Source organism: Cupriavidus sp. OTU4054 (assembly GCF_038440175.1).
Classification (GTDB): Bacteria; Pseudomonadota; Gammaproteobacteria; order Burkholderiales; family Burkholderiaceae; genus Cupriavidus; species Cupriavidus pauculus_D.
This window is the reverse complement of record NZ_JASATF010000017.1, coordinates 79420-99284: the sequence shown is the minus strand read 5'-3', so window position 1 is coordinate 99284 and position 19865 is coordinate 79420. Positions and strand designations below refer to the sequence as shown.

The window sequence follows — 19865 nt, the reverse complement described above, 5'->3', positions numbered from 1 at the left end:
GCCCCCCGACTGATTCGTGACACCCGTGTTGCAGACACGGTGAACACGGGAGGGCACGCGCATGACCCTGCGCCGCATGCGCATCGGTACCGGCTTCACCATGATCGAGTCATTGGTGGCCGTGCTCGTTCTCGGCATCGGTGTGCTCGGCGTGGCGAACCTGCTCGCCAACTCGCTGCGGTTCTCGCAGCAATCCACTTACGAACTCGTCGCCTCGTCGCTCGCCCATGACATGGCCGAGCGCATGCGCGCCAACGCGGCGCGCGTGCGCGATGGCGGCTACCGCGCCGTCGATACCGCCACCTTTACCGGGCGTGGCACGGACCCGCTCTCCAACGGCTGCACCGGGCAGGACTGCGCCTCGCGCCGCGAGCAGCGCGATGTCGAGGAATGGAGCCGCCGCGTCACCGGCAGCCTGCCGGGCGGACGCGGCGTGGTGTGCGCCGATGCGGCGCCGCGCGTTCCCGTTGGTGGCGCGTGGGCATGCACGCCTCCTGCCTCCGGCGTGCGCTCGCCACTGGTGATCAAGCTCGGCTGGGTCCCCCGTTCGGGAGGCGGAAATGCCCACGCAACCGGGGCGAGCGGCGGCAAGGCCGGCGACGGCGAGGCGGTGGTCCAGCTCGTCGTCGTGACGAGCACGCTGGCGGGCCCATGACACGGCATACCGCACGGCCCGCTTCGCATGCGCGATGCCACGGCTATACGCTGGTGGAGCTGCTGACATCGCTCGTGATGGGCATGATCATCCTTGCCGCGGGCTTCGCGCTCTATACGATGAGCCGCGGCAACCAGAACGCCATCGCCAACAGCAGCACGCTCGACGAGCGTGGCTGGCTAGCACTCGATGCCGTGGCGAGCCAGCTGCGGCAGGCGGGGTACGTGCCGCCGGGCGCGAAGCGAGACGCCGCCATGCCGATGCTGCTGGGGCTCGACGACTGCGACGCGCCTGCCGTGGCGCACGGCACGCTGCAATGCACGGGCGCGTCCGCGAAGACCGATGCGTTGCTGATCCGCTTCTACGGTGCGAGCCGGGCTGGCTCGCCAGCGGCCGACGACACGGTCATCGACTGTGCGGGCGAAGGTGTGCCGGCCCCCGACGGCGACAGCCCGCGGGGCGCCTCGCTCTTCTTCGTGCGCCACGCCGCCGACGGCACCGCAAGCCTGATCTGCCGGCATGGCGCCGGTGCGGGCGCCGCCGACGTCGAACTGATACGCGGCGTCGAGCGCATGGAGTTGCTCTATGGCATATCGACGGCCGGTGACGGCATGCCGGACAAGGTCGTGCCTGCACGGGTCATGACAGCCGACGACTGGCGCAACGTGGCGACGGTCACGGTCTCGCTGCTGCTGCGCGGCGACCATCGCCGCCGTGGCACCACTTCCGGCACCACGTCCACCACCACGTCCACCACCACGCTCGCGATGTTCGGCGCCGCCGACGATCCCGACTATCGCGTCGAGACCGGCAAGACGCCCGATATCGTCCGCCGCGTGTTCACCAGCACCGTGCAGTTGCGAAATCGACTGGCCTGCCCCACGAGCGGAGATCCATCGTGCGGCTGACGCGATGGGTGCCGTCCATGCGCGGGGACAGCGGCATGGCCCTCGTCACCACGCTGACCATGCTTGTCGTGGTGCTGCTGCTCGCCATCACGGGCGCGCGCGTGGCGCTCGATGGCAAACGCAATGCCCGCCACATGCGGGACATGGACATCGCCTTCCAGGCGGCCGAGGCCGCGTTGCGCGACGCGGAACTCGACATCGAGGCATCGCCGGACGCACGCAGCCGCTCGTCGCTGTTTTCCACGCGGTCGTCGGAGGGGTTTATCGAGGGATGCAATACCGGCGCGGCCGGCGCGCAGCCTTATCTCGGCCTCTGCCTGCCCAACGCCGCGGACGGGGACATATGGAACGTTGTCGACTGGGACGCCACGACCACGCCCCGCACGGTGGCATTCGGCACCTTCACGGGCCGGCGTTTCCAGACCGGCACGGGCGCGATGCCTTCCCGCCCGCCCCGCTATCTCATCGAACTCGTGGTCGATCAGTCCATCGGCGCGCAAGCCGATGGACTGCGCTACCTCTATCGCATCACGGCACTTGGTTTCGGGCCTCATCCGGACACACGCGCCATGGTGCAGTCGGTCTATCGCAAATCCAATCGCTGAACATGTGCTTCGATCCCATCGTACGGACGATACGACGCGCGCGCGCCATGCTGCTGGCCGCATCGCTCGCCGCGCCCCTGACGTCCGCACTCGCGGCATCCACACAACCCACTCCCACGATCGACATCGCAACGGCGCCGCTGTCGCTGTCGCTCGAGAGTGCGTATTCGAACGTGATGCTCACGCTATCGGTCGAGTTCCCGACGGTCGGGGCCGCATATCGCGGGCCCTACCGGAAAACCGAGACGTACCTGGGCTACTTCAACCCCAACCGCTGCTACAGCTACGACGAGGGGGCTGGTTACTTTGTGGGCAAGGGCAACACGGACGCGGCATACGAATGCGTCGTTGCGACGGAGGGCGAGTTCAGCGGCAACTTCATGAACTGGGCCACCGCGTCCGCGATGGACGTGTTTCGGATGGCCATGACCGGTGGGGATCGCGTCATCGACACGCCCAGCGAAACGGTCCTGCAGCGGGCCCTGTTGCCGTCGCACTTCTTCGCGTCGCACTGGACCTTCCCGCTGAAGGGACTCGATGGAAGCGGAGAGAACAGCGAGCCGTCGAAAGTAACGCCTTTCGCGCACGGCAATCTGTATATCGCATCCTGCGGCAATCATGTCTTCTTTTCGCCGACTTACGATCCCAGTGCGGACTGTTACTGGCCTGGTGAATACAGTGACACGGCCACGGAGCGGCGCGCGTTCCGCGTGCAGGTGAAGGTCTGCGACGGCGGCGAAGCGACCTCCCGAGGCGACCTCTGCCATCGTTATCAAGGCAGCAACTACAAGCCGATCGGAGAGATGCAGCGCAACGCCGGCAAGGCGCGCTTTGCCGCGTTCGGCTATCTGAACGACAGTGACTGGAACCGGTATGGCGGCGTGCTTCGCGCACCGATGAGATACGTTGGCCCAACCGCCACCGACGACAAGTTCCAGCCCACCGGCAACCCCGCGCCCGAATGGGACAAGGATGGTGTGCTGCGAGCCAATCCGCTGGGCGACAAGACGTACGGCCAGAGTGGCGTGATCAATTACCTGAACAAGTTCGGCCGGACGCAGCACGCGAGCATGGGCGCCCCTGGCACTAACCCTTCGGGCAGCTACAAGCAATACGATCCGATCGGCGAACTGTATTACGAGAGCCTCCGCTACCTCCACAGGCATCCGGACGGCCCCACGCCGGAGGCGTTCGCCGACGGGTGGCAGAACTTTACCGACAGCTTTCCCGCCTACCGCGACTGGAAGGCGCTGGACGACCCGTTGCTCGGCAACTGTCAGCGCAACTACGTCATTCTCATCGGCGACATCAACACCAACTTCGACAACTACGTTCCCGGCAACACGAAACCCGAGGGCGTCACCGGGGATGCGCCTCGCCCGGTCGATCCCTACTCGGGCCTCGACGTGATGGCCGAGACCGACAAGGTGGGAAGACTCGAGACGAACACGCCCGCCTCGACCGGCAATGCGAAGCCACTGCCGGCCGACTTCCTGAGCCTCGGCGCGAAGTTCCTGCACGGCTCGTCACGCCGGTCCTACTACGTCGCGGGTCTGGCCTACTGGGCGCATACCTCCGCGTTCCATCCCCAGCGAAAGGAGGCGCGCGTGACCACCTACGCCATCGACGTGAACGAAGGCGGCGACGGCACCATCCACGACTGGCACAGACACTCGCAGATCTATCTCGCCGCGAAATACGGCGGCTTCCGTAACGAGCTCGCGGAGGGCGGCAATGCCGATGGGAATCCCTTCCAGGCGCTCGGCGCGGATGGCGCGGTCGCGGCCAGCGACAGGGAATGGGAAGCCGCGCCGCTGGGATCGAACCTGCCATACAACTGGTTCCTGGCCAGTCAGCCGCGCAAGATGATCGATGCGTTCAAGCAGATCTTTGCGCAGATCTCGAGCGGCGTGGCGGGGACCGGCGGCATGGCGCTCAGCACCCACAGCATTCGCCGTGGCGGCCCGCCACCGCTGGCGTTCGTCCCGGGCTACGACGCGCAGTGGAATGGCACGCTCACGGCATACGACGTTCGCGTGGACCCCGGCAAGGGCATCGCGCTGGCCTCCGCGCAGTGGGAAGCCGGTGAGCGCCTCGGCACGCGCGCCCACACCTCGCGCGCCATATTCTCGCTCGACAGCGCCGGCCGCGGCATGCCCTTCACGTGGGCAGCGCTCGACGCGGCACAGAAGACATCGCTGGACATCGACCCTGACACCGGCACCGCCGACGGCCGCGGCGAGCAGCGCGCGGAATATGTCCGTGGCGACCGCGCCCAGGAGACCGCGACTCCGCGCAACGCGCGCCCCTTCCGCGGCCGTCGCAACGTTCTTGGCGACGCGGTGAATGCCGGCCCGGTTCATGTCGGCGGCCCGTCCGGCAATGCCGGCGCGGGCGGCGCGCGCTACGAAGCCTTCCGTACCCGCTATGCGGCGCGCACGCCAATGGTCTACCTTGCCGCGAACGACGGCATGCTGCATGGCTTTGCCGCGCGTACGGGGCACGAAGTGTTCGCGTACGTGCCGCGCAGCGTGGTGCCCGCCCTCAACCAGCTGACCTCTCCAGCCTATGCCCACCGCAACTTCGTGGATGCGACACCCGTGACGGCAGATGCAGAAATCGGCAGTACCTGGCGCACGGTGCTGGCGGGCGGCCTCGGCGGCGGCGGCCAGGGCCTGTATGCGCTCGATATCACCGATCCCGAAGGCGGCCAGCGCGGGCGCGCGTTCGGCACGGCCGACGTGCTCTGGGAGTTCACCGATCGCGACGATGCCGACATGGGCAACGTCATGAGCGCGCCGATCATCGCGAAGCTGCGCACCGGCACCGATAACCGCGGCGCCCCCATCGAGGCATGGTTCGTCATCGCCGGTAACGGCCTGAATGCCAACCTGGACGACGGCCACGCCAATCCGGCCGCGTCGGGCGTGCTGTTTCTGCTTCGCCTCGACAAGCCCGCCGGGCAACGGTGGCAGCTCGATCGGAACTACTACAAGATCGTCACGCCGCGCGGCATGATCCCGGCAGCGCTTCAACATCCGAACGGACTGAGCGCGCCGACCGGTGTCGCCAACGCGGCAGGCGTGACCCAGACCGCGTATGCCGGCGATCTGCTCGGGCAGCTTTGGAAGTTCGATCTCACACGCGGCGCATCGACGTGGCATGGGGGCCGCGATGGCGCCATCCCCGCTTATGGGGAACCCAGGGGCACGCCATTCTTCAGCGCCACGTCCACCGCGGGCGAGCCCCGCCCCATCACGATGGCGCCAAGCGTGGCCCATGCGGGCGGCGGCCATATGGTGCTGTTCGGCACCGGCAAGTATTACGAACTGGCGGACGCACGACAGGACGCATCCGACTCCAACGCGTTCTATGGCGTGTTCGACGATGGTCAGCGCCGGGTGGAGCACCGCGGCAGGCTCAACACGCTGATTGCCATGCCGGCGCATAACGGGGCCGCGGTCGCATGGCTCGGCAAGGGAACGCCGCCCGGCCACGTGTCGCCCGCCAGGCCGGGGTGGGTGTTCGAATTCATCGAGCCAGCCGAACGCCAGGTCGGACCCGCCACGCTGCAAGGCGGCTTCGTCCACTTCAATTCCATGACCACCAGCACCAGGTCCTGCAGTTCGCCCGGCAGCAGCCGCAACTACGCGCTCAATGCATTGACGGGGCTGCCCAGCGATACGGTGTCGGGCACCCTGTCGGCGGAGGGGATTCTGGGGCCGCCGGTGACCGTATCGAGTGAGCCCGTCGTGGACGCGCGCAACAACACCGGACAGATCCGCCAGGCCGAAACGCAGCAGGTGCTGAGTCTCGGCACGACCGGCCAGGCCAGACCCACGGCTCCCACTCGCGTCGCGTCGATCGCCGGCCGCCTGAGCTGGCGCGAGATTCGCCACCCCGACCCGCGCGGGCAGCCGGCCGCGAAGCCATGAGGAGGCCGCTCGTGTCGCAAACCGAAACGGGTCCGGGAACGGGAACGGGAACCGGGTTCACGCTGATCGAACTGGTGACGGTGGTTGCCATCATCGGAATACTGAGCACGATTGCGTATCCGCAATACATCGAGCACACGCGCCGCGCGAGCCGCGCCGATGCAAGCGCCGCGCTGCTCTCCGCCATGCAGCAGTTCGAACAGCACTATTCGGACGCCAATACCTATTACAAGCCGAACACGAACGTGCTCTGGGACGGCTTTCAGAAGAAGTCGGACGGCGGAAAATTCGTACTGTCCGCACAAGGCTGCGGCGCGTTCAATGGCCACTGCGTCGAGCTTCGCGCCACGGCGCAAGGCACGGGCGATCCATGCGGCGCGCTCGTGCTTCGCAGTACCGGCGAGCGCCTGGTGTGGACGCAGAATCAGTATCTGAACAAGCGGGAGTGCTGGTGACGCGGGCCATGGACCGGCAGCGGGCCTTCACGCTGATCGAACTCGTCACCACACTGGCCATTGCCGCCATCGCGATGGCCGCGGTGGTCCCCAGCGCGGCGACTTTCGTCCGCGAGCATCGCGTTGCCGCGACCACCGAGCGTCTGGCCTCCGCATTGACGATGGCGCGGACCACGGCGATCGCGCGGCGCACCTACGTCAGCGTCGCCCCGCTCGGCACGGGGTGGCAGGAGGGCTGGCGCGTGTTCGTCGAGCACGACCCGCCTCGCGGCCAGTTCAACGGACGCGATGCCGTGCTCCTCCTGGAGGACCGCGTGTCCTCCGACCTCGCCGCCCTGACGCCGGGCGCGAATGCCGTCACGTTCTCGCCGGTGGGCCGCGTGGTTGCGGCAGGCCCGCCGGGCGGACGCCAGCATATTGGCTTTCGCATCGAAAGCGCGAGCCGGCTGGTGGAAATCGGCGCGATGGGTCAGGTTCGCGTCTGCATTCCGGCAAGCCAGCCCACCGCCTGCAAATAGCCGCGCCGCCGGCTTGTGACAGGACTGTCTGAATTTCGCGACGAAACCCGACGCGACCGGGTGAGATTCGGCCATTACCCCACGAAAGGGGTAGCCTTTTGCCATAAAAAGCCGTCTAATCTGCCCTGACCTTCCCCATGGGTTAGGGAAGGGCGTATTACGCGAGCGCGCATCGCGGCTTCACACACATCGCAAACATAACCGCGCGCAGCACAACAAAAAGCAAAAAGCAGCACCTTTTTTTGACGGGAGTCATGATGGGTCAGTCTGTCTGCCTTTGGGCCGTGGGCTTGCTGGCGTCTGCGCAGCCCACGGCCGGGGACGATCTCACGCGCCACGCATGCGGGCGCGGCGCCAGCCATGGCGCGCCCTCCACGATCGGCGGCTTCACGCTGATCGAGATGCTCGTCGCCGTCACCATTCTCGGCGTGGTCGCCATGGCCGCGTTACCGAACCTCAGCAGCTTTACCCATAGCAGCAAGATCCGCTCGGAAGCCTCGAGCTTCGCCAGCGACATGGAAGTCGCGCGCAGCGAAGCCGCGCGCCGCAACGCCACCGTCACGATCTGCCCGAGCCAGGACGGGAATACCTGCTCCGACGACTGGTCGCAGCCGCGGGTGATCTTCTTCGATACCAATAACGATGGCGCCTATGGCAATGGCGACGACCTGATCCGCCGCGGCAACACGCCGCCCGCGCGCATCGTCATCACGGCCGCCGATCTTGCCGCGCCGACCTATATCCGCTTCCGCTCGTTCGGACCCTCGACCTCGCCGACCGCGAACTGGCAGATCTGTGAAAGCGGATCGGCGCTTCCGGGCCAGACGATCTCGATGACGGGCAGCGGCAAGCCCTATATCCAACTGCAGACCCCCTGCTCCTGACGCCATGTCGAGACACCCTTCGCATGCCCAACGCTCCGGCAGGGTCCCGCGTATCCGCGCGCGGCGGCCCGCTCCGCGCAACGCGGCCGGCTTCTCGCTGATCGAGGCGCTCGTCACGATCGTCATCCTGTCGTTCGGCGTGCTGGCACTGGCGATGCTGCAGGTGCAGACGCTGGTGGACACGCGTACGTCGGCGGCACGGAACATCGCGGCGGAGATGGCGTACAACCTCGCCGACGAGATTCGCAGCAACAACGCCGCGTACGACCTCGGAGCGTTCAAGACCCTGCCGACGGATCCGCCGGCTCAGGTCGCGGCCTGCTACGGCGCCGGCTGCACGCCCGCGCAGATGGCCACCACCAGCTATGCGACCTGGCGCAACGATCTCGGCAGCGCGCTGCCGCAGGGCAAGGGCTACGTATGCGTGGATGGCTCGCCCGACGATGGCGAAAGCCCGGCGGACAATCAATGCGACAACGCGCCCGGCGCACCGTACGTGATCAAGATCTGGTGGAACGAAGACCAGGGCAGCGCCCTGCGCTTCGTGACGTCGTTCGTCCCCTTCCCCGTCGCCGCCGGCACCCCATGAGACAGACGCCCCGCCTCCCCCCGCGCCGCGATGGCGGCTTCACGCTCGTCGAGATCATGGTCGGGCTGGTCATCAGCCTGCTGCTGTTGCTCGCCGCGAGTTCGATGTTCATCGCCCAGCAGCGCACGAACGCCACGCAAGGCGACATCTCCGAGATCCACGAGAACGCACGCGCCATCTCGCAATTGATCCAGCGCGAAGCCCGCCAGGCCGGCTATAGCGATTTCATTTTCGCCAACAACGCGTTTCCCGGCGACCTGAGCATCTCCGCGACCAACGACGATGGCGTCAACCTCTCGGACTCGCTCACGCTGAGCTACTTCGGCGCCTCCCAGCCCGGCGCGGATCCGTTCGCCACGCCAAGCACGCCGGCCGCCGCGGCGCCGGACGGCACCGTCATCGACTGCACCGGCAAGGAGGTCAATGCCAACGTGCTGACGACGGAAGTGTTCTCGGTGGTCCAGGCCCCCGACGGCACGCCCTGGCTGCAATGCGCGGTCAACGGCGTCAGCACGCCGCTGTTCCCGAACGTCGAATCGATGCAGCTCCTGATGGGCGAGGACACCAATGGCGACAAGACCGTCGACCGCTATGTGCGCCCCGGCGTCGCGAACATGAGCCAGGTACGCGCGCTGCGCATCTCGTTCGTCCTGCGCGGCAAAAGCACGACGAACGTGGCGCCGACCGCCGCGGCCATCAACCATTTCGGTCCCGGCTACGCGGGCGGAGACGTCGCGCCCGCCGGCGATGCCGGCAGCATCTTCAACCAGCCCGCCGACGGCAGGCTGCGCAAGCATTACGCGTTCTACGTGGCCATCCGCAACCGGCTGAACTAGTCATGAGCATTCGACCCCTGCGATCCTTGCGATCGATCCGGCGCCGCCAGCGCGGCATTTCGCTGGTCATGGTGCTGTTGTTCCTCGTCATCCTGACGCTGGTCGGCGTGGCCGCGAGCATGTCGGGCCGCTCGGCGGAACTGATGTCGCGCAATGCGCGCGACGAGAACGTTGCGCTACAGGCGGCCGAGTCGGCCCTGCGCGATGCGCGCCAGGATATCGGCGTTGCGCGCGCGCTCCCGGCCGGTAACGCCGTCGGCGCCTCCCCGACCTGCGACTGGCCCTCATACAAGGGCTACTGCACACCTGCCAGCCTGGGCGAGCAACCGCGCTGGGAACAGTACATCGAAGACCCGCTGCGATCGGTGGAACTTGGCGAAATCACCGCCCTGAAGACCGAGCAGAAGATGCCGACCCTCAGCGCCGGCAAGGGGGGCGGCGTGTCGCGGCAGCCGCGATACATCATCGAGCGCCTGCCCGACCTGAACAACGGCGGCGGTACGTGCCCCGAATGCATCTCCTACGTCTATCGCATCACCGCTGTCGGGTATGGCACGAATACCACTACCCGCGTGATGGTGCAGGAAGTCGTTCGCTTCTGATCATGTCACTGAGCCGTTCTTGCGCAACCTCCCACCTGTCGGGCGCACTATGACCCAGCTAACCTCCTTCCGCGTCATGAGCCGCATCCAGCGCGTGCTCCTGGCCACGTCCTGCCTGCTAGCGATTGCGTCCGCGTCGGCCGCGCAGCTGAACCTGTCCTCGCGACCCCTGTATGCGGGCGGCGCCGTGCCACCGATGGTCATGATCGACCTGAGCAAGGACCATTCGCTGCACCAGAAGGCCTACAACGACTACACGGACCTCGACGGCGGCGGGATCGACTCGACGTACAAGAACAGCATCGAGTACGCCGGTTACTTCGACTCGTACAAGTGCTACGACTACGACGCGAGCGGCGTCAAGGGCTTCGTACCCAAGGCGTTGACGACCACGAAGTACTGCGACGGCAAGACCTGGAGCGGCAACTTCCTGAACTGGGCGTCGATGAGCCGGATCGACGAAGTGCGCAAGATCCTGTACGGCGGCACGCGCTCCACCGACACGGCCACGCAGACCATTCTCGAGCGCGCGTTCCTGCCGATGGATGCCCATGCGTGGGCCAAGTACTACTCGGGCACGGACATCGCGCAGCTCACGCCATTCAGCGTGGAACTGCCGGGCGACGTCAAGGGTGTGACCTCGACCACGAGCATGACGCTGTCGGCGGCGGTCCGCACCGTTTCGGTCAGCAGCACGAGCGACATGCAGGTGGGCGACCAGATCCAGCTCAAGCCGACCAGCGGCAATGCCGGCGCGTCGATGACGGGCTGGATCTCCAGCGTCGGAACGGGGCAGATCACCCTTGCCATCTACGGCGAGAGCGTGATCAACCCGACCAACACGAACACGACCTACAACAACTGGAACGTGCTCAACCTGACCCGCGGCGGGCTGACGTTATGCAACGTCACGCCAAAGGACAGCAACAACCTCAACTCGCAGAGCAACACGCAGCCGCCGCAGATCCGCGTGGTGCGCGGCAACTATGCGACGTGGGGCGCCAGCGAGAAATGGCAATGCAACTGGTCTTCGGAGGCGTCGAACACGCAGAGCGGATTCCTGCCCAATATCGGCAGCACGGCGGTATCGGGATCGTCCAACGGTAACCGCGCCGCGGTGTCGGGCATCAATTCGTCCGCGGAGAATCCTTCGAAATCGGCGCGCGGCCTGGGCACGGGTCAGGACACGGGCACGTTCAACGCACGCGTGCAGGTGTGCGTAGCGAGCCTGATCGGCACCGAGAACTGCAAGCAGTACGGCACGAGCTACAAGCCTTACGGCCTGCTGCAGAAGTACGGCGAAACGGGGCAGATGCTGTTCGGCCTGATGACGGGCACGTACGACAAGAACATTTCGGGCGGCGTGCTGCGCCGCAACGTGACGAACTTCGCGAGCGAGATCAACCAGGCCGACGGCACGTTCGTCTTCACGGGCACCAACGGCGTCAAGGGCATCGTCTGGAACATCGACAAGCTGCGCCCGTATGGCTACAGCTACAGCGATGGCGGCTACACCAGCGCGGATTCCTGTAATTACCAGCAGACGTCGATCGTGCCGAGCGGCGGCAGCAACGCGCAGAACAAGCCCGCCAGCGAGGGGAATTGCTCGACATGGGGCAATCCGATGTCGGAGATCTACATCGAGACCCTGCGCTACTTCGGCGGGCTGACGCAGAACGCCGATTTCCAGCCCAGGAGCAACGGCAAGGACAACGCGCTGGGCCTCACGCAGGCCACCTGGGCCAACCCGATGGACCTGCCGGCCAACAACGCCAGCAAGGCGCCCTACTGCTCGCCGATGAACGCGCTGGTGTTCAACGCGAGCGTGACGTCCTACGACAACGACCAGGTCGGCATCCTCAACGGTCTGGCCGGCGCGCCCAATGTCAGCACCTACACCGACAAGGTCGGCACCGGCGAAGGCGTCGATGGCAAGTCGTGGTTCGCGGGCGGCGTGAATGGCGGCGTGATCGACAACCTCTGCTCGGCGAAGAAGGTCGGCAAGTTCAGCGACGTGCTCGGTATCTGCCCAGAAGGCCCGTCGCAGCTCGGCACGTTCCAGATTGCCGGCGCGGCGCTGTTCGCGCATATGAACCGCATTCGCGATGGCAGCAAGCTCGGCGTCCCCACGAGCGATACGACGTCGCTGAAGGTCTCGACCTACGCGGTGCAGCTGGCAACGACGACGCCGAAGATCAACGTGAACGTGAACGGCAAGACCGTGACGATCATGCCGGCCTATCAGCTGCATCCGTCCGGCGTGGTGGCCAGCAGCGGCACGCTGGTGGACTTCAAGGTCATTTCGCAGACGGCGACCGACGGCAAGTTCTACGTGAACTGGGAAGACTCCACCGCGGGCGGCGACTACGACCAGGACGTGTGGGGTATTCTGAGCTACAGCGTCAGCGGCAACAACATCACGGTCACCACGCGCGTGGTGTCGGCCTCTACAGCAAACGGTCAGGGCTTCGGCTACGCCATCTCCGGCACGGACAAGGACGGCCCGCACTTCCACTCGGGCATTCTGGGCTTCAACTACTCCGACCCGGTACCGGTGACCGTGACGCCGAATACCAAGGTCGACAAGACCGGCGGCTGCAGCAACTGCGTACTCGGCGATGCCGCGACGAGCGTGACCTACTCCGCCAGCGGCAACGCGGCGGCGGAGTTCCTGGATCCGCTACTGTATGCGGCGAAATGGGGCGGCTTCAAGGACATCAACGGCTCGGGGGCCCCGGACCAGGCGTCGGAGTGGGATGTGCGCCTGCAGGACGGCACGCCCGGAAACGATGGCATTCCCGACAACTACTTCTATGCGACGAACCCGGGCGCGCTCAGTGCGGCGCTGGAGCGGGCATTCCTGTCGATCCTGAAGGCTTCGTCGGCTGCGGCGGCCGCCACCAACTCGACGACACTGTCCACGGACACCACGATCTTCCAGGCCCGCTTCAACGGTTCGGACTGGTCGGGCCAGTTGCTGGCGTACGGTCTCGGCCCCGACGGCTCGGTCAAGACGCCCGAGCTCTGGGATGCCGGCCAGAAGTTCGCGGGCGTTTCCGCCAACGCGCGCAAGATCCTGACTTTCAACTACGCGGACAATACCAGCGCCGGGATTCCATTCCGGTGGAACAGCCTGCCCGACGCGTACAAGACCGCGCTGAACACCACGGACACGCTCGGTAGCAAGCGGCTGGACTGGCTGCGCGGCGACCAGACCAACGAGGGCGACGGCGCCACGCAGTTCCGCACGCGTCCCTCGACCGTGCTCGGCGACATCATCGACTCGGCCCCGCAATATGTGGGCAGCCCGACCGCTGGCTACACGTCGCTCGCATACGCACAGTTCGTGGCCGCGCACCGCAGTCGCAAACCGATGGTCTACACGGGCGGCAACGACGGCATGCTCCACGCGTTCTCGGCGAACCCCTCTCCCACCGGCGACGGCGGCAGGGAACTGTTCGCCTACGTCCCGTCGCTGATGTACAGCCGCCTGGCCAACCTCACGGCGAAGGGCTACACGCACGCGTACTACGTCGATGGCACGCCGAAGGTCGCGGACGCCGTCGTCAACGGCAACTGGCGAACCGTTCTGGTCGGCGGCCTCGCCGGCGGCGGACGCGGCGTCTATGCCCTCGACGTGACGGACCCGGATTCGATCTCGGAAGGCACGGCGGCCAGCACCGTGCTCTGGGAATTCACCAGCGCGTCGGATCCCGATCTCGGCTACACCTACGGCCAGCCGAGCATCGTGCAGTTCAAGAACGGCAAGTGGGCCGCCATCATCGGCAACGGCTACAACAGCACGGCGGGCCGCGGCTCGATCTTCGTCCTGATGCTGGACCGCCCGGCCGGCAAGAAGACGTGGACCCTCGGCGTCGACTATTTCAAGCTCACGCTCGACGATGCGGGCACCACGGCTTCCAATGCCGTCGTCCAGCTCTACCCCAGCGATGCCGATGGCGACGGTGTGGTGGATGCCGTCTACGCGGGCGACCTGCTCGGCAACGTGTGGCGTTTCTCGTTCGACGACGCCACGCCGGCAAACTGGCAGGGCACGCGCCGCAAGCTGCTGAAGGCCACCGATGCCGGCGGCAAGGCGCAGCCGATCACGGCCGCACCCGTCGTGCGCCGGCATCCGCTGGGCGGCTATCAGGTGCTGGTCGCCACCGGACGCTTCGTGGACGTCGCCGATCCGACCGATATGTCGGTGCAGAGCGTGTATGGCGTGTGGGATCAGAACAAGACGTCGCAGGCCACCGTGACGCGTTCCGACCTCCAGGTCCAGTCCATCACGCAGGAAGTCCTCGTGAACAGCGTCTGGTATCGCCTGATGACGAACAACACGTTCCAGTACGCACCCGCCGGCAAGCAGGGCTGGTATCTGGATCTCGTGCCGCCGGGCTCGCCCCCGGCACCGCAGGGTGAACGCGTCATCTACAATCCGCAGCTTCGCCAGGGCCGCCTCATCTTCACCACGGCCATCCCTTCGACCGATGTCTGCGAGAACGGCGGCACGAGCTGGCTCATGGAGTTCGACTCGCTGACGGGCGGGCCGCTCACGACGTCGCCGTTCGACGTCAACGGTGACGGCAAGTTCGACGCCAGCGATCTGATCAACAAGACGGACACCGTCACGGGCACCAAGCAGGGGAACGGCATCAACACCGCGCCCGCCGTCATCGAAGGCCCGAAGGACGAGAAGAAGATCAGCCCCGGATCCAATGGCGGGATCAGCGAGGTGAACGAAAGCAGTTCGATCCGGCGTGGCCGCCTGACATGGCGCCAGATCCTGCATTGATGGCGGGCCCGAGGCAACAAGGAGAAACAGCATGATGAGAACCGCCCTGCCGATCAGGCGCCCGCGCGGCGCCCGGGGCTTTACGCTGGTGGAGCTGATGATCACGGTCATGATCATCGGCGTCCTGGCGACGATCGCGATTCCGAGCTATCAGCAATACGTGCAGCGTGCGCGCCGCACGGAGGCGAAGAGCGCGATGCTGCGGCTGATGGGGACGCTGGAACGGTACTACACGGTGAACATGAGCTACACCCTGAGTCCCCTTACGCTGAACTATCCCAACTGCGGCAATAACACGACGGGATCGGGCGATACCTGCGAGGCGAGCACATACCTGATCACGCTGGCGGCAATCGGCGATCTGAACACGGGCGTCATGCTCAGCGCTTCGCCCAAGCAGCCGGACGCGCTTTGCGGCACGCTCACGCTGAATACGAAGAACCAGAAAACCAGTAGCGGAACGGGCAGCCAGCAGGATTGCTGGTAAGCGGTCGGCACGCAGGTCTCAGACGGCGCCGGCGGTCGCTTACACACTGCCACACTCCCGGCACACGTCGACACGTTTCGGCGGGGTATCCGACGCTACGCTTGGCGCCTTGAACGCTGATCGAGGCCGTCATGCCGGATACCCGCCGCACCGTACTCTCTCCTTCTCGCCGCCCTCCCTGCGGCCCTCCCCGCTGCCTTCCCCACGCCACGATGCGTGGGTACGTGTTCGCCGAGGCGTCGCTGTCGGTGACGATCGTCGCGATGGCGGCATTGCCGCTGGCACTGCTCGCCACCACCGGACTCGATACCGCGCGCCAGCAGCGCGCAGTGCTCGATCTGGCGCGCGTGACCGCGGCCGCCGCGGAGCACTGGCCGGGGCATGACAGCCGCGGCGCAAGCCTCGCGCGCTGCGGCACGCTGCATGCCGATGCCGCGTGCGCACCGGGGGAACGGCTCGTCGTTGGCACATCGCTCGCGCCGCCGCGCCCATCCCTCTCGCCCACGATGCAGGCCGCGGCATTGCCGCGCGTCGCGCTGTGGATCGCCCCGTAGGCCCGGCCGCCATGCGGCGACCACACGCGTTCCCGCGCCGCACGCGCGCGTTCTCGCTGGCCGGCATGCTCGTCGGCCTCTCGCTCGGTCTCCTCGCCAGTATCGTGGCCTTCGTGACGTTCCGCATCGCGAGCGTCGCGTACCGCGATATCGTCGATCACGTAATGATCGAGGAGCGCGGGCATCGCGCGCTGACGGTGCTCGCGCACGCCATCCGGCATTCGGGCCATCTATCGCCCGCCGCCGCGTCGGTCACGCTGTTCCCCGCAGCCCCCGAGCCGGCACCGGTCGTCGGGCGCGACGACTGTGGAGCGCGTTTCGTCGACGCGGTGGACGACGTGACATGCGCGCGGGCCGGCGTCGCGCGCAGCGACGCGCTGCGCGTACGCCTGTCCGGCAGCGGCAGCCCCGGCGACCCGACGCTTCCCGACGGCACCATGAGCGATTGCGGGGGCTACGCGTTGCCCGCGCGCGCGACGCACCCGCTATATCCCGAATGGCCCGGCGAACGCCACGCGCACAATGTGTTCTATATCGGCCGCGCGGCCGATGGCGTGCCACAACTCATGTGCCGCTATCCGGCGCGCCGCGACGGCCGTATCGCGAGCCACCGGCATACACAGGGCCCCCTCGTGCGCGGCGTGGAGACCATGCAGTTCCGCTATGGCATCGACGCGGACGACGACGGCGAGATCGAGGACTTTCTGCGCGCGGAAGCCGTGCGGGCGCGCGGTCCCGCCGCATGGCATGCGGTCCGCGCGGTGCGCATCGCCATCGTCATGCGCGGCGAACGTCATGCGCGCGGTGACGGCGCGCCTACGCTGCAGCTATTCGATGACGGGGCGTTCGGGAGCACCCCTTCGCCCGATGACCGCTTTACGCCCACACGCGACCTCGACCGGCGCCGCAAGGTGCTCACGACGACGGTGCGCCTGCGCCATCCGTCGTCCTGCCGGGAGGCATCGTGCTGAAGGGATGCGAACGGCCACGTCGCGGCGGGGGTATCGGCACGCTGGCCTTCGTGTCGCTGCTGCTGATGCTGACGGCGTCGTCGTGCTTTGCGGCCATGCATCTGCTGCGTGTGGGACAACTCCTTGCCAGCCGGCATATCGATCGCGAGATTGCAATGCACGCGGCCGAGGTCGCATTGCTCGATGCGGAAGCGGATGTGCTTGCGGCGCTGGCGCAAGCCGGTGGAAGGCTGCTGCGATGGCCCGATGCGGGGACCTGCGCCGAAGGCGCGGGGCGAGGCCTCTGTGTGCCCGGCCGGGATATGCCGCCCGTCTGGTGGCGCTGGCTCGATGGACAGCCGCTGGCCGAGGCCGCCACGTTCGGCACGTTCACGGGCGCGCGCATGCCCGAGCTGCCCGATGGCGTCGCGGGCGCAGCGACACTACCGTGCTACGTGCTCGAGCCGATCGGTGACGGCATGCCAGGCCATCGGCCGCGCTTTCGCGTGACCGCGCTCGGTTTCGGGCGCGATCCGCGCGTGCGGGCGCTGGTGCAGTCGGAGTTTCAGCCATGAGCGCGCGACGCGGCCGTCTGACGCGCGTGGTGGCCATGATGGCGCCCATCGTGCTGGCGATCGTCGTGTGGGCAATACCTGCCTGCCATGGCTCGCCGGCCGGTCATCTGCCCAGGCACTATCGCATCGAACGCGCTGGCTATCCATGGACGGGGCGGCTGCATGCGGTCACGTTTCATACGTCCACGCTCGATGGCGGCCTCGCGCCGGTCATGTCGCAATGGGAAGCGGGCCATCTGCTCGATCGGCGAGATCCGGCCTCGCGGCATCTGTATGTCGGCGGCGCACGGATGGCCGCGCTGCACTGGGATGCCCTCGATGACGACGCCCGCGATCGCCTCGCCGGCGGCGTGTCCGCACGCGAGGGCAAGGACCGGATCGGCTGGCTTCGGGGTCGATTCGGCATGCCTGACATGCGGCCCCGCGATACGCGGCTCGGCCATGCGGGCGAGGCGCACGTGCGCGTGGTGGCGCCGCCGATCTGGCAGCCGCTGATGCCGGGGCACGATAGCTTTCGCATCGCCCATGCGCGGCGGCCGCATACGGTTTGGCTCGGCACGCGCGCGGGTGTCGTGCATGGCTTCGATGCGATAACGGGCCACGAGATCGCCGCGTTCATGCCACGCGCGTTGCTGTCGCAAGCCGGCGCGCTTGCCGGGGCCGGACCTTTGCCACCCCTGCGCGTGCCGTGCCCGCGTCCCGATACGATCGATGCCGATCTGCGGGGTGCGTGGCGGACGTTGCTGCTGTGTGGGGTGCCGGCGATCGACGATCGGGATCGCGGGGAGGACGGCCTCCCGGACACCGCGGCGCATGCTGATCACCCGATGAGCCACCCGACGGACCACCCGATCGACTACCCGATGGACCACCCGATGGACCGCCCGATGGACGATTCGATCGCCGCTATCACGCACGCCCCCGTGAACGTTGGGATGCACAACGAGATGCACGACCGGCGCACCCACGTCCGCCACCGCCCCACCCCCGCAATCTTCGCCCTCGATATCACCACCCCCGACGCACACCGCCCGCTATCCCTGATCTGGGAACTCGCGGCAACCGACACGCTGCCTGTGACCGGCAGCGGCCCCCTGCGCGCCGCCGCGTCCATCGAGCACGGCACCCGTCGCTGGCACGCCGTGGCCATCGTCGCGCACGCGGACCGTACGGGCATCGCGCTGATCCCGCTCGACGCCACGCCGTCGCGCGAAATCCGTCAGATGCTGCTGCCCTCGCATGGATGCGATGGCACGCAGCGTGCCGGCCGCCTGCTGGCCGCGTCAGTCCTCGCCGATGCCCGCGGCCTCGCGCGCTCGATCCACGCCATCGACGATGCCGGCCAGCTATGGCGCTTTCCGTTCCCGTGGGACGCCGCGACAGGTCCGTCGCCACCCCCCGTCTGCGTACTGAAACTGCGCGGCGGCGCCAGCCGGCGCGCCGAAGCCCCGCTGATCCTGCCCGGCGTGATCGTCCCGCTGGTGGCCGTGGGCAGCGGCAGCGAAGTCGCCGTGGTACCCGCCACGCCCGCCCCGCACGCCGCCACGGCGCGCGCCACCGCGGCCCGCGCCGTCATCCGCGCGCGACGCCAGCACGGCGACGCCGGTGGCGTCACGCTGCGCGCCGATGGCGCCACCGATCACGGCTGGACCTTCGTGCTGCCCCATGCGGGCGAGCGCTTCGAGCGATGGCTGCCAGCCGGCCACGCGCATCTCGCGTTCACCACCGTGTCCGCGGACGGCGGGCGGCGCAGCTATCTGGTCGATGCGATGCGTGGCATCTCGCCCGTCGTCACGGGCCTGCCGGCGGCGAGGACGGAACCCGTGGTCACGATCACGCCCGTCCACACCGATGGCGAGACCGCGCCGGGCATACAGCGGCGCGATATGGAGTCCGTCGCGCTGTGGACGGTCGGCAAGGACGATGCCCATCTGCAACAGCCGCTGCAACACGTCCGCCGGCGTGGCCGCCTGGGCTGGCGCGAATTGACCCGCAGTTCGCCATGACCCTCACCATGACGCACACCATGACGCACACCATGACGCACGCCATGACGCACATCCCCGCGCGACGCCGCGGCCTCGGGCTCGCCGAGGTGCTCGTCGTACTGGCCATCGGCACGGTACTGACGGCACTCGCGCTTCCCGCGTGGCAACAGCATCGCGCACGCGCGCTCCGTGTGGAAGCGCGCGCCGCGCTCGCGGCGTCGATGCTCGCCCTCGAACGCCATGCATTGACGCACGCGAGCTTTGCGGCCACGCACGACGAGTCGCTGCCGGCTGGCGCGTGGCCACGGCCCGTACCGGCCGCGCCGGGTGTCGCGCATCACTGGATTGCCGCCATGCCATGCGAAGACCTGCCGCTCAGCCAGTGCGTGGAATTGCGCGCGACGCCCGTGACCCCCGACCCGCGCTGCGGCACGCTCGTATTGCGCAGTCATGGCGCGTGGCTGTCGCTGCCCGGCGCAAGTGGCGCGCCCGTTCCGCTCCCCCGCGGATGCTGACGGACGGGATC

At 67.4% G+C, this 19865-nt stretch carries 17 protein-coding genes; all 17 read left to right on the top strand.

Annotated features, from left to right (window positions below; genetic code table 11):
• The first annotated feature begins 61 nt into the window (after nt 1–61).
• Entirely contained in the window at nt 62–655 is a 594-nt protein-coding gene (pilV, locus tag AAHB16_RS20045; RefSeq protein WP_150372556.1) for a type IV pilus modification protein PilV, read from the top strand.
• Nucleotides 652–1563: a PilW family protein gene (locus AAHB16_RS20040; protein WP_342051823.1), complete on the top strand. Its 912-nt coding sequence runs from the start codon at nt 652–654 to the stop codon at nt 1561–1563. The genes pilV (AAHB16_RS20045) and AAHB16_RS20040 overlap by 4 nt, the downstream gene beginning before the upstream one ends.
• On the top strand, nt 1554–2168 hold the full coding sequence (locus AAHB16_RS20035; protein ID WP_223851305.1) for a pilus assembly PilX family protein: 615 nt from the start codon (nt 1554–1556) through the stop codon (nt 2166–2168). Before AAHB16_RS20040 ends, AAHB16_RS20035 begins: the two co-directional genes overlap by 10 nt.
• Before the next feature lie 47 nt (nt 2169–2215).
• Nucleotides 2216–6103: a pilus assembly protein gene (locus AAHB16_RS20030; protein WP_342051822.1), complete on the top strand. Its 3888-nt coding sequence runs from the start codon at nt 2216–2218 to the stop codon at nt 6101–6103.
• 11 nt (nt 6104–6114) lie between these two features.
• Nucleotides 6115–6558, top strand: a complete 444-nt coding sequence (locus AAHB16_RS20025) for a type IV pilin protein (protein WP_342051821.1) — start codon at nt 6115–6117, stop codon at nt 6556–6558.
• A complete protein-coding gene (locus AAHB16_RS20020; protein ID WP_342051820.1) occupies nt 6555–7076 on the top strand; it encodes a GspH/FimT family pseudopilin in 522 nt (173 codons plus the stop codon). Before AAHB16_RS20025 ends, AAHB16_RS20020 begins: the two co-directional genes overlap by 4 nt.
• Before the next feature lie 254 nt (nt 7077–7330).
• Entirely contained in the window at nt 7331–7960 is a 630-nt protein-coding gene (locus AAHB16_RS20015) for a GspH/FimT family pseudopilin (protein ID WP_150372561.1), read from the top strand.
• A 4-nt stretch (nt 7961–7964) separates the two neighbouring features.
• Entirely contained in the window at nt 7965–8549 is a 585-nt protein-coding gene (gene pilV, locus AAHB16_RS20010) for a type IV pilus modification protein PilV (RefSeq protein WP_150372562.1), read from the top strand.
• A complete protein-coding gene (locus tag AAHB16_RS20005) occupies nt 8546–9385 on the top strand; it encodes a PilW family protein (RefSeq protein WP_342051819.1) in 840 nt (279 codons plus the stop codon). The genes pilV (AAHB16_RS20010) and AAHB16_RS20005 overlap by 4 nt, the downstream gene beginning before the upstream one ends.
• Nucleotides 9386–9387: 2 nt before the next feature.
• Nucleotides 9388–9987, top strand: coding sequence for a pilus assembly PilX family protein (locus AAHB16_RS20000; protein ID WP_342051818.1), 600 nt, complete (start codon nt 9388–9390; stop codon nt 9985–9987).
• A gap of 49 nt (nt 9988–10036) precedes the next feature.
• A complete protein-coding gene (locus AAHB16_RS19995; protein ID WP_342051817.1) occupies nt 10037–14785 on the top strand; it encodes a pilus assembly protein in 4749 nt (1582 codons plus the stop codon).
• Between the two features lie 31 nt (nt 14786–14816).
• The gene (locus tag AAHB16_RS19990; protein WP_150373864.1) at nt 14817–15272 is read left to right on the top strand and encodes a type IV pilin protein; all 456 of its coding nucleotides are present in this window, start codon (nt 14817–14819) and stop codon (nt 15270–15272) included.
• Nucleotides 15273–15496: 224 nt separating this feature from the next.
• Entirely contained in the window at nt 15497–15826 is a 330-nt protein-coding gene (locus tag AAHB16_RS19985; protein ID WP_342051816.1) for a hypothetical protein, read from the top strand.
• Between the two features lie 11 nt (nt 15827–15837).
• Nucleotides 15838–16797 (top strand): PilW family protein, encoded by a 960-nt coding sequence (locus AAHB16_RS19980; protein ID WP_342051815.1) that lies wholly within the window; start codon nt 15838–15840, stop codon nt 16795–16797.
• Nucleotides 16791–17351 (top strand): pilus assembly PilX family protein, encoded by a 561-nt coding sequence (locus tag AAHB16_RS19975; RefSeq protein ID WP_342051814.1) that lies wholly within the window; start codon nt 16791–16793, stop codon nt 17349–17351. The genes AAHB16_RS19980 and AAHB16_RS19975 overlap by 7 nt, the downstream gene beginning before the upstream one ends.
• Nucleotides 17348–19357, top strand: a complete 2010-nt coding sequence (locus AAHB16_RS19970; protein ID WP_342051813.1) for a hypothetical protein — start codon at nt 17348–17350, stop codon at nt 19355–19357. The genes AAHB16_RS19975 and AAHB16_RS19970 overlap by 4 nt, the downstream gene beginning before the upstream one ends.
• Nucleotides 19354–19854, top strand: coding sequence for a type IV pilin protein (locus tag AAHB16_RS19965; RefSeq protein WP_342051812.1), 501 nt, complete (start codon nt 19354–19356; stop codon nt 19852–19854). Before AAHB16_RS19970 ends, AAHB16_RS19965 begins: the two co-directional genes overlap by 4 nt.
• Nucleotides 19855–19865: the final 11 nt, after the last annotated feature.

Coding starts and splice junctions, on each gene's coding strand:
- pilV (WP_150372556.1), top strand. CDS start 62: ATGACCCTGCGCCGCATGCGCATCGGTACCGGCTTCACCATGATCGAG.
- AAHB16_RS20040 (WP_342051823.1), top strand. CDS start 652: ATGACACGGCATACCGCACGGCCCGCTTCGCATGCGCGATGCCACGGC.
- AAHB16_RS20030 (WP_342051822.1), top strand. CDS start 2,216: ATGCTGCTGGCCGCATCGCTCGCCGCGCCCCTGACGTCCGCACTCGCG.
- AAHB16_RS20015 (WP_150372561.1), top strand. CDS start 7,331: ATGATGGGTCAGTCTGTCTGCCTTTGGGCCGTGGGCTTGCTGGCGTCT.
- pilV (WP_150372562.1), top strand. CDS start 7,965: ATGTCGAGACACCCTTCGCATGCCCAACGCTCCGGCAGGGTCCCGCGT.
- AAHB16_RS20005 (WP_342051819.1), top strand. CDS start 8,546: ATGAGACAGACGCCCCGCCTCCCCCCGCGCCGCGATGGCGGCTTCACG.
- AAHB16_RS20000 (WP_342051818.1), top strand. CDS start 9,388: ATGAGCATTCGACCCCTGCGATCCTTGCGATCGATCCGGCGCCGCCAG.
- AAHB16_RS19995 (WP_342051817.1), top strand. CDS start 10,037: ATGACCCAGCTAACCTCCTTCCGCGTCATGAGCCGCATCCAGCGCGTG.
- AAHB16_RS19990 (WP_150373864.1), top strand. CDS start 14,817: ATGATGAGAACCGCCCTGCCGATCAGGCGCCCGCGCGGCGCCCGGGGC.
- AAHB16_RS19980 (WP_342051815.1), top strand. CDS start 15,838: ATGCGGCGACCACACGCGTTCCCGCGCCGCACGCGCGCGTTCTCGCTG.
- AAHB16_RS19970 (WP_342051813.1), top strand. CDS start 17,348: ATGAGCGCGCGACGCGGCCGTCTGACGCGCGTGGTGGCCATGATGGCG.
- AAHB16_RS19965 (WP_342051812.1), top strand. CDS start 19,354: ATGACCCTCACCATGACGCACACCATGACGCACACCATGACGCACGCC.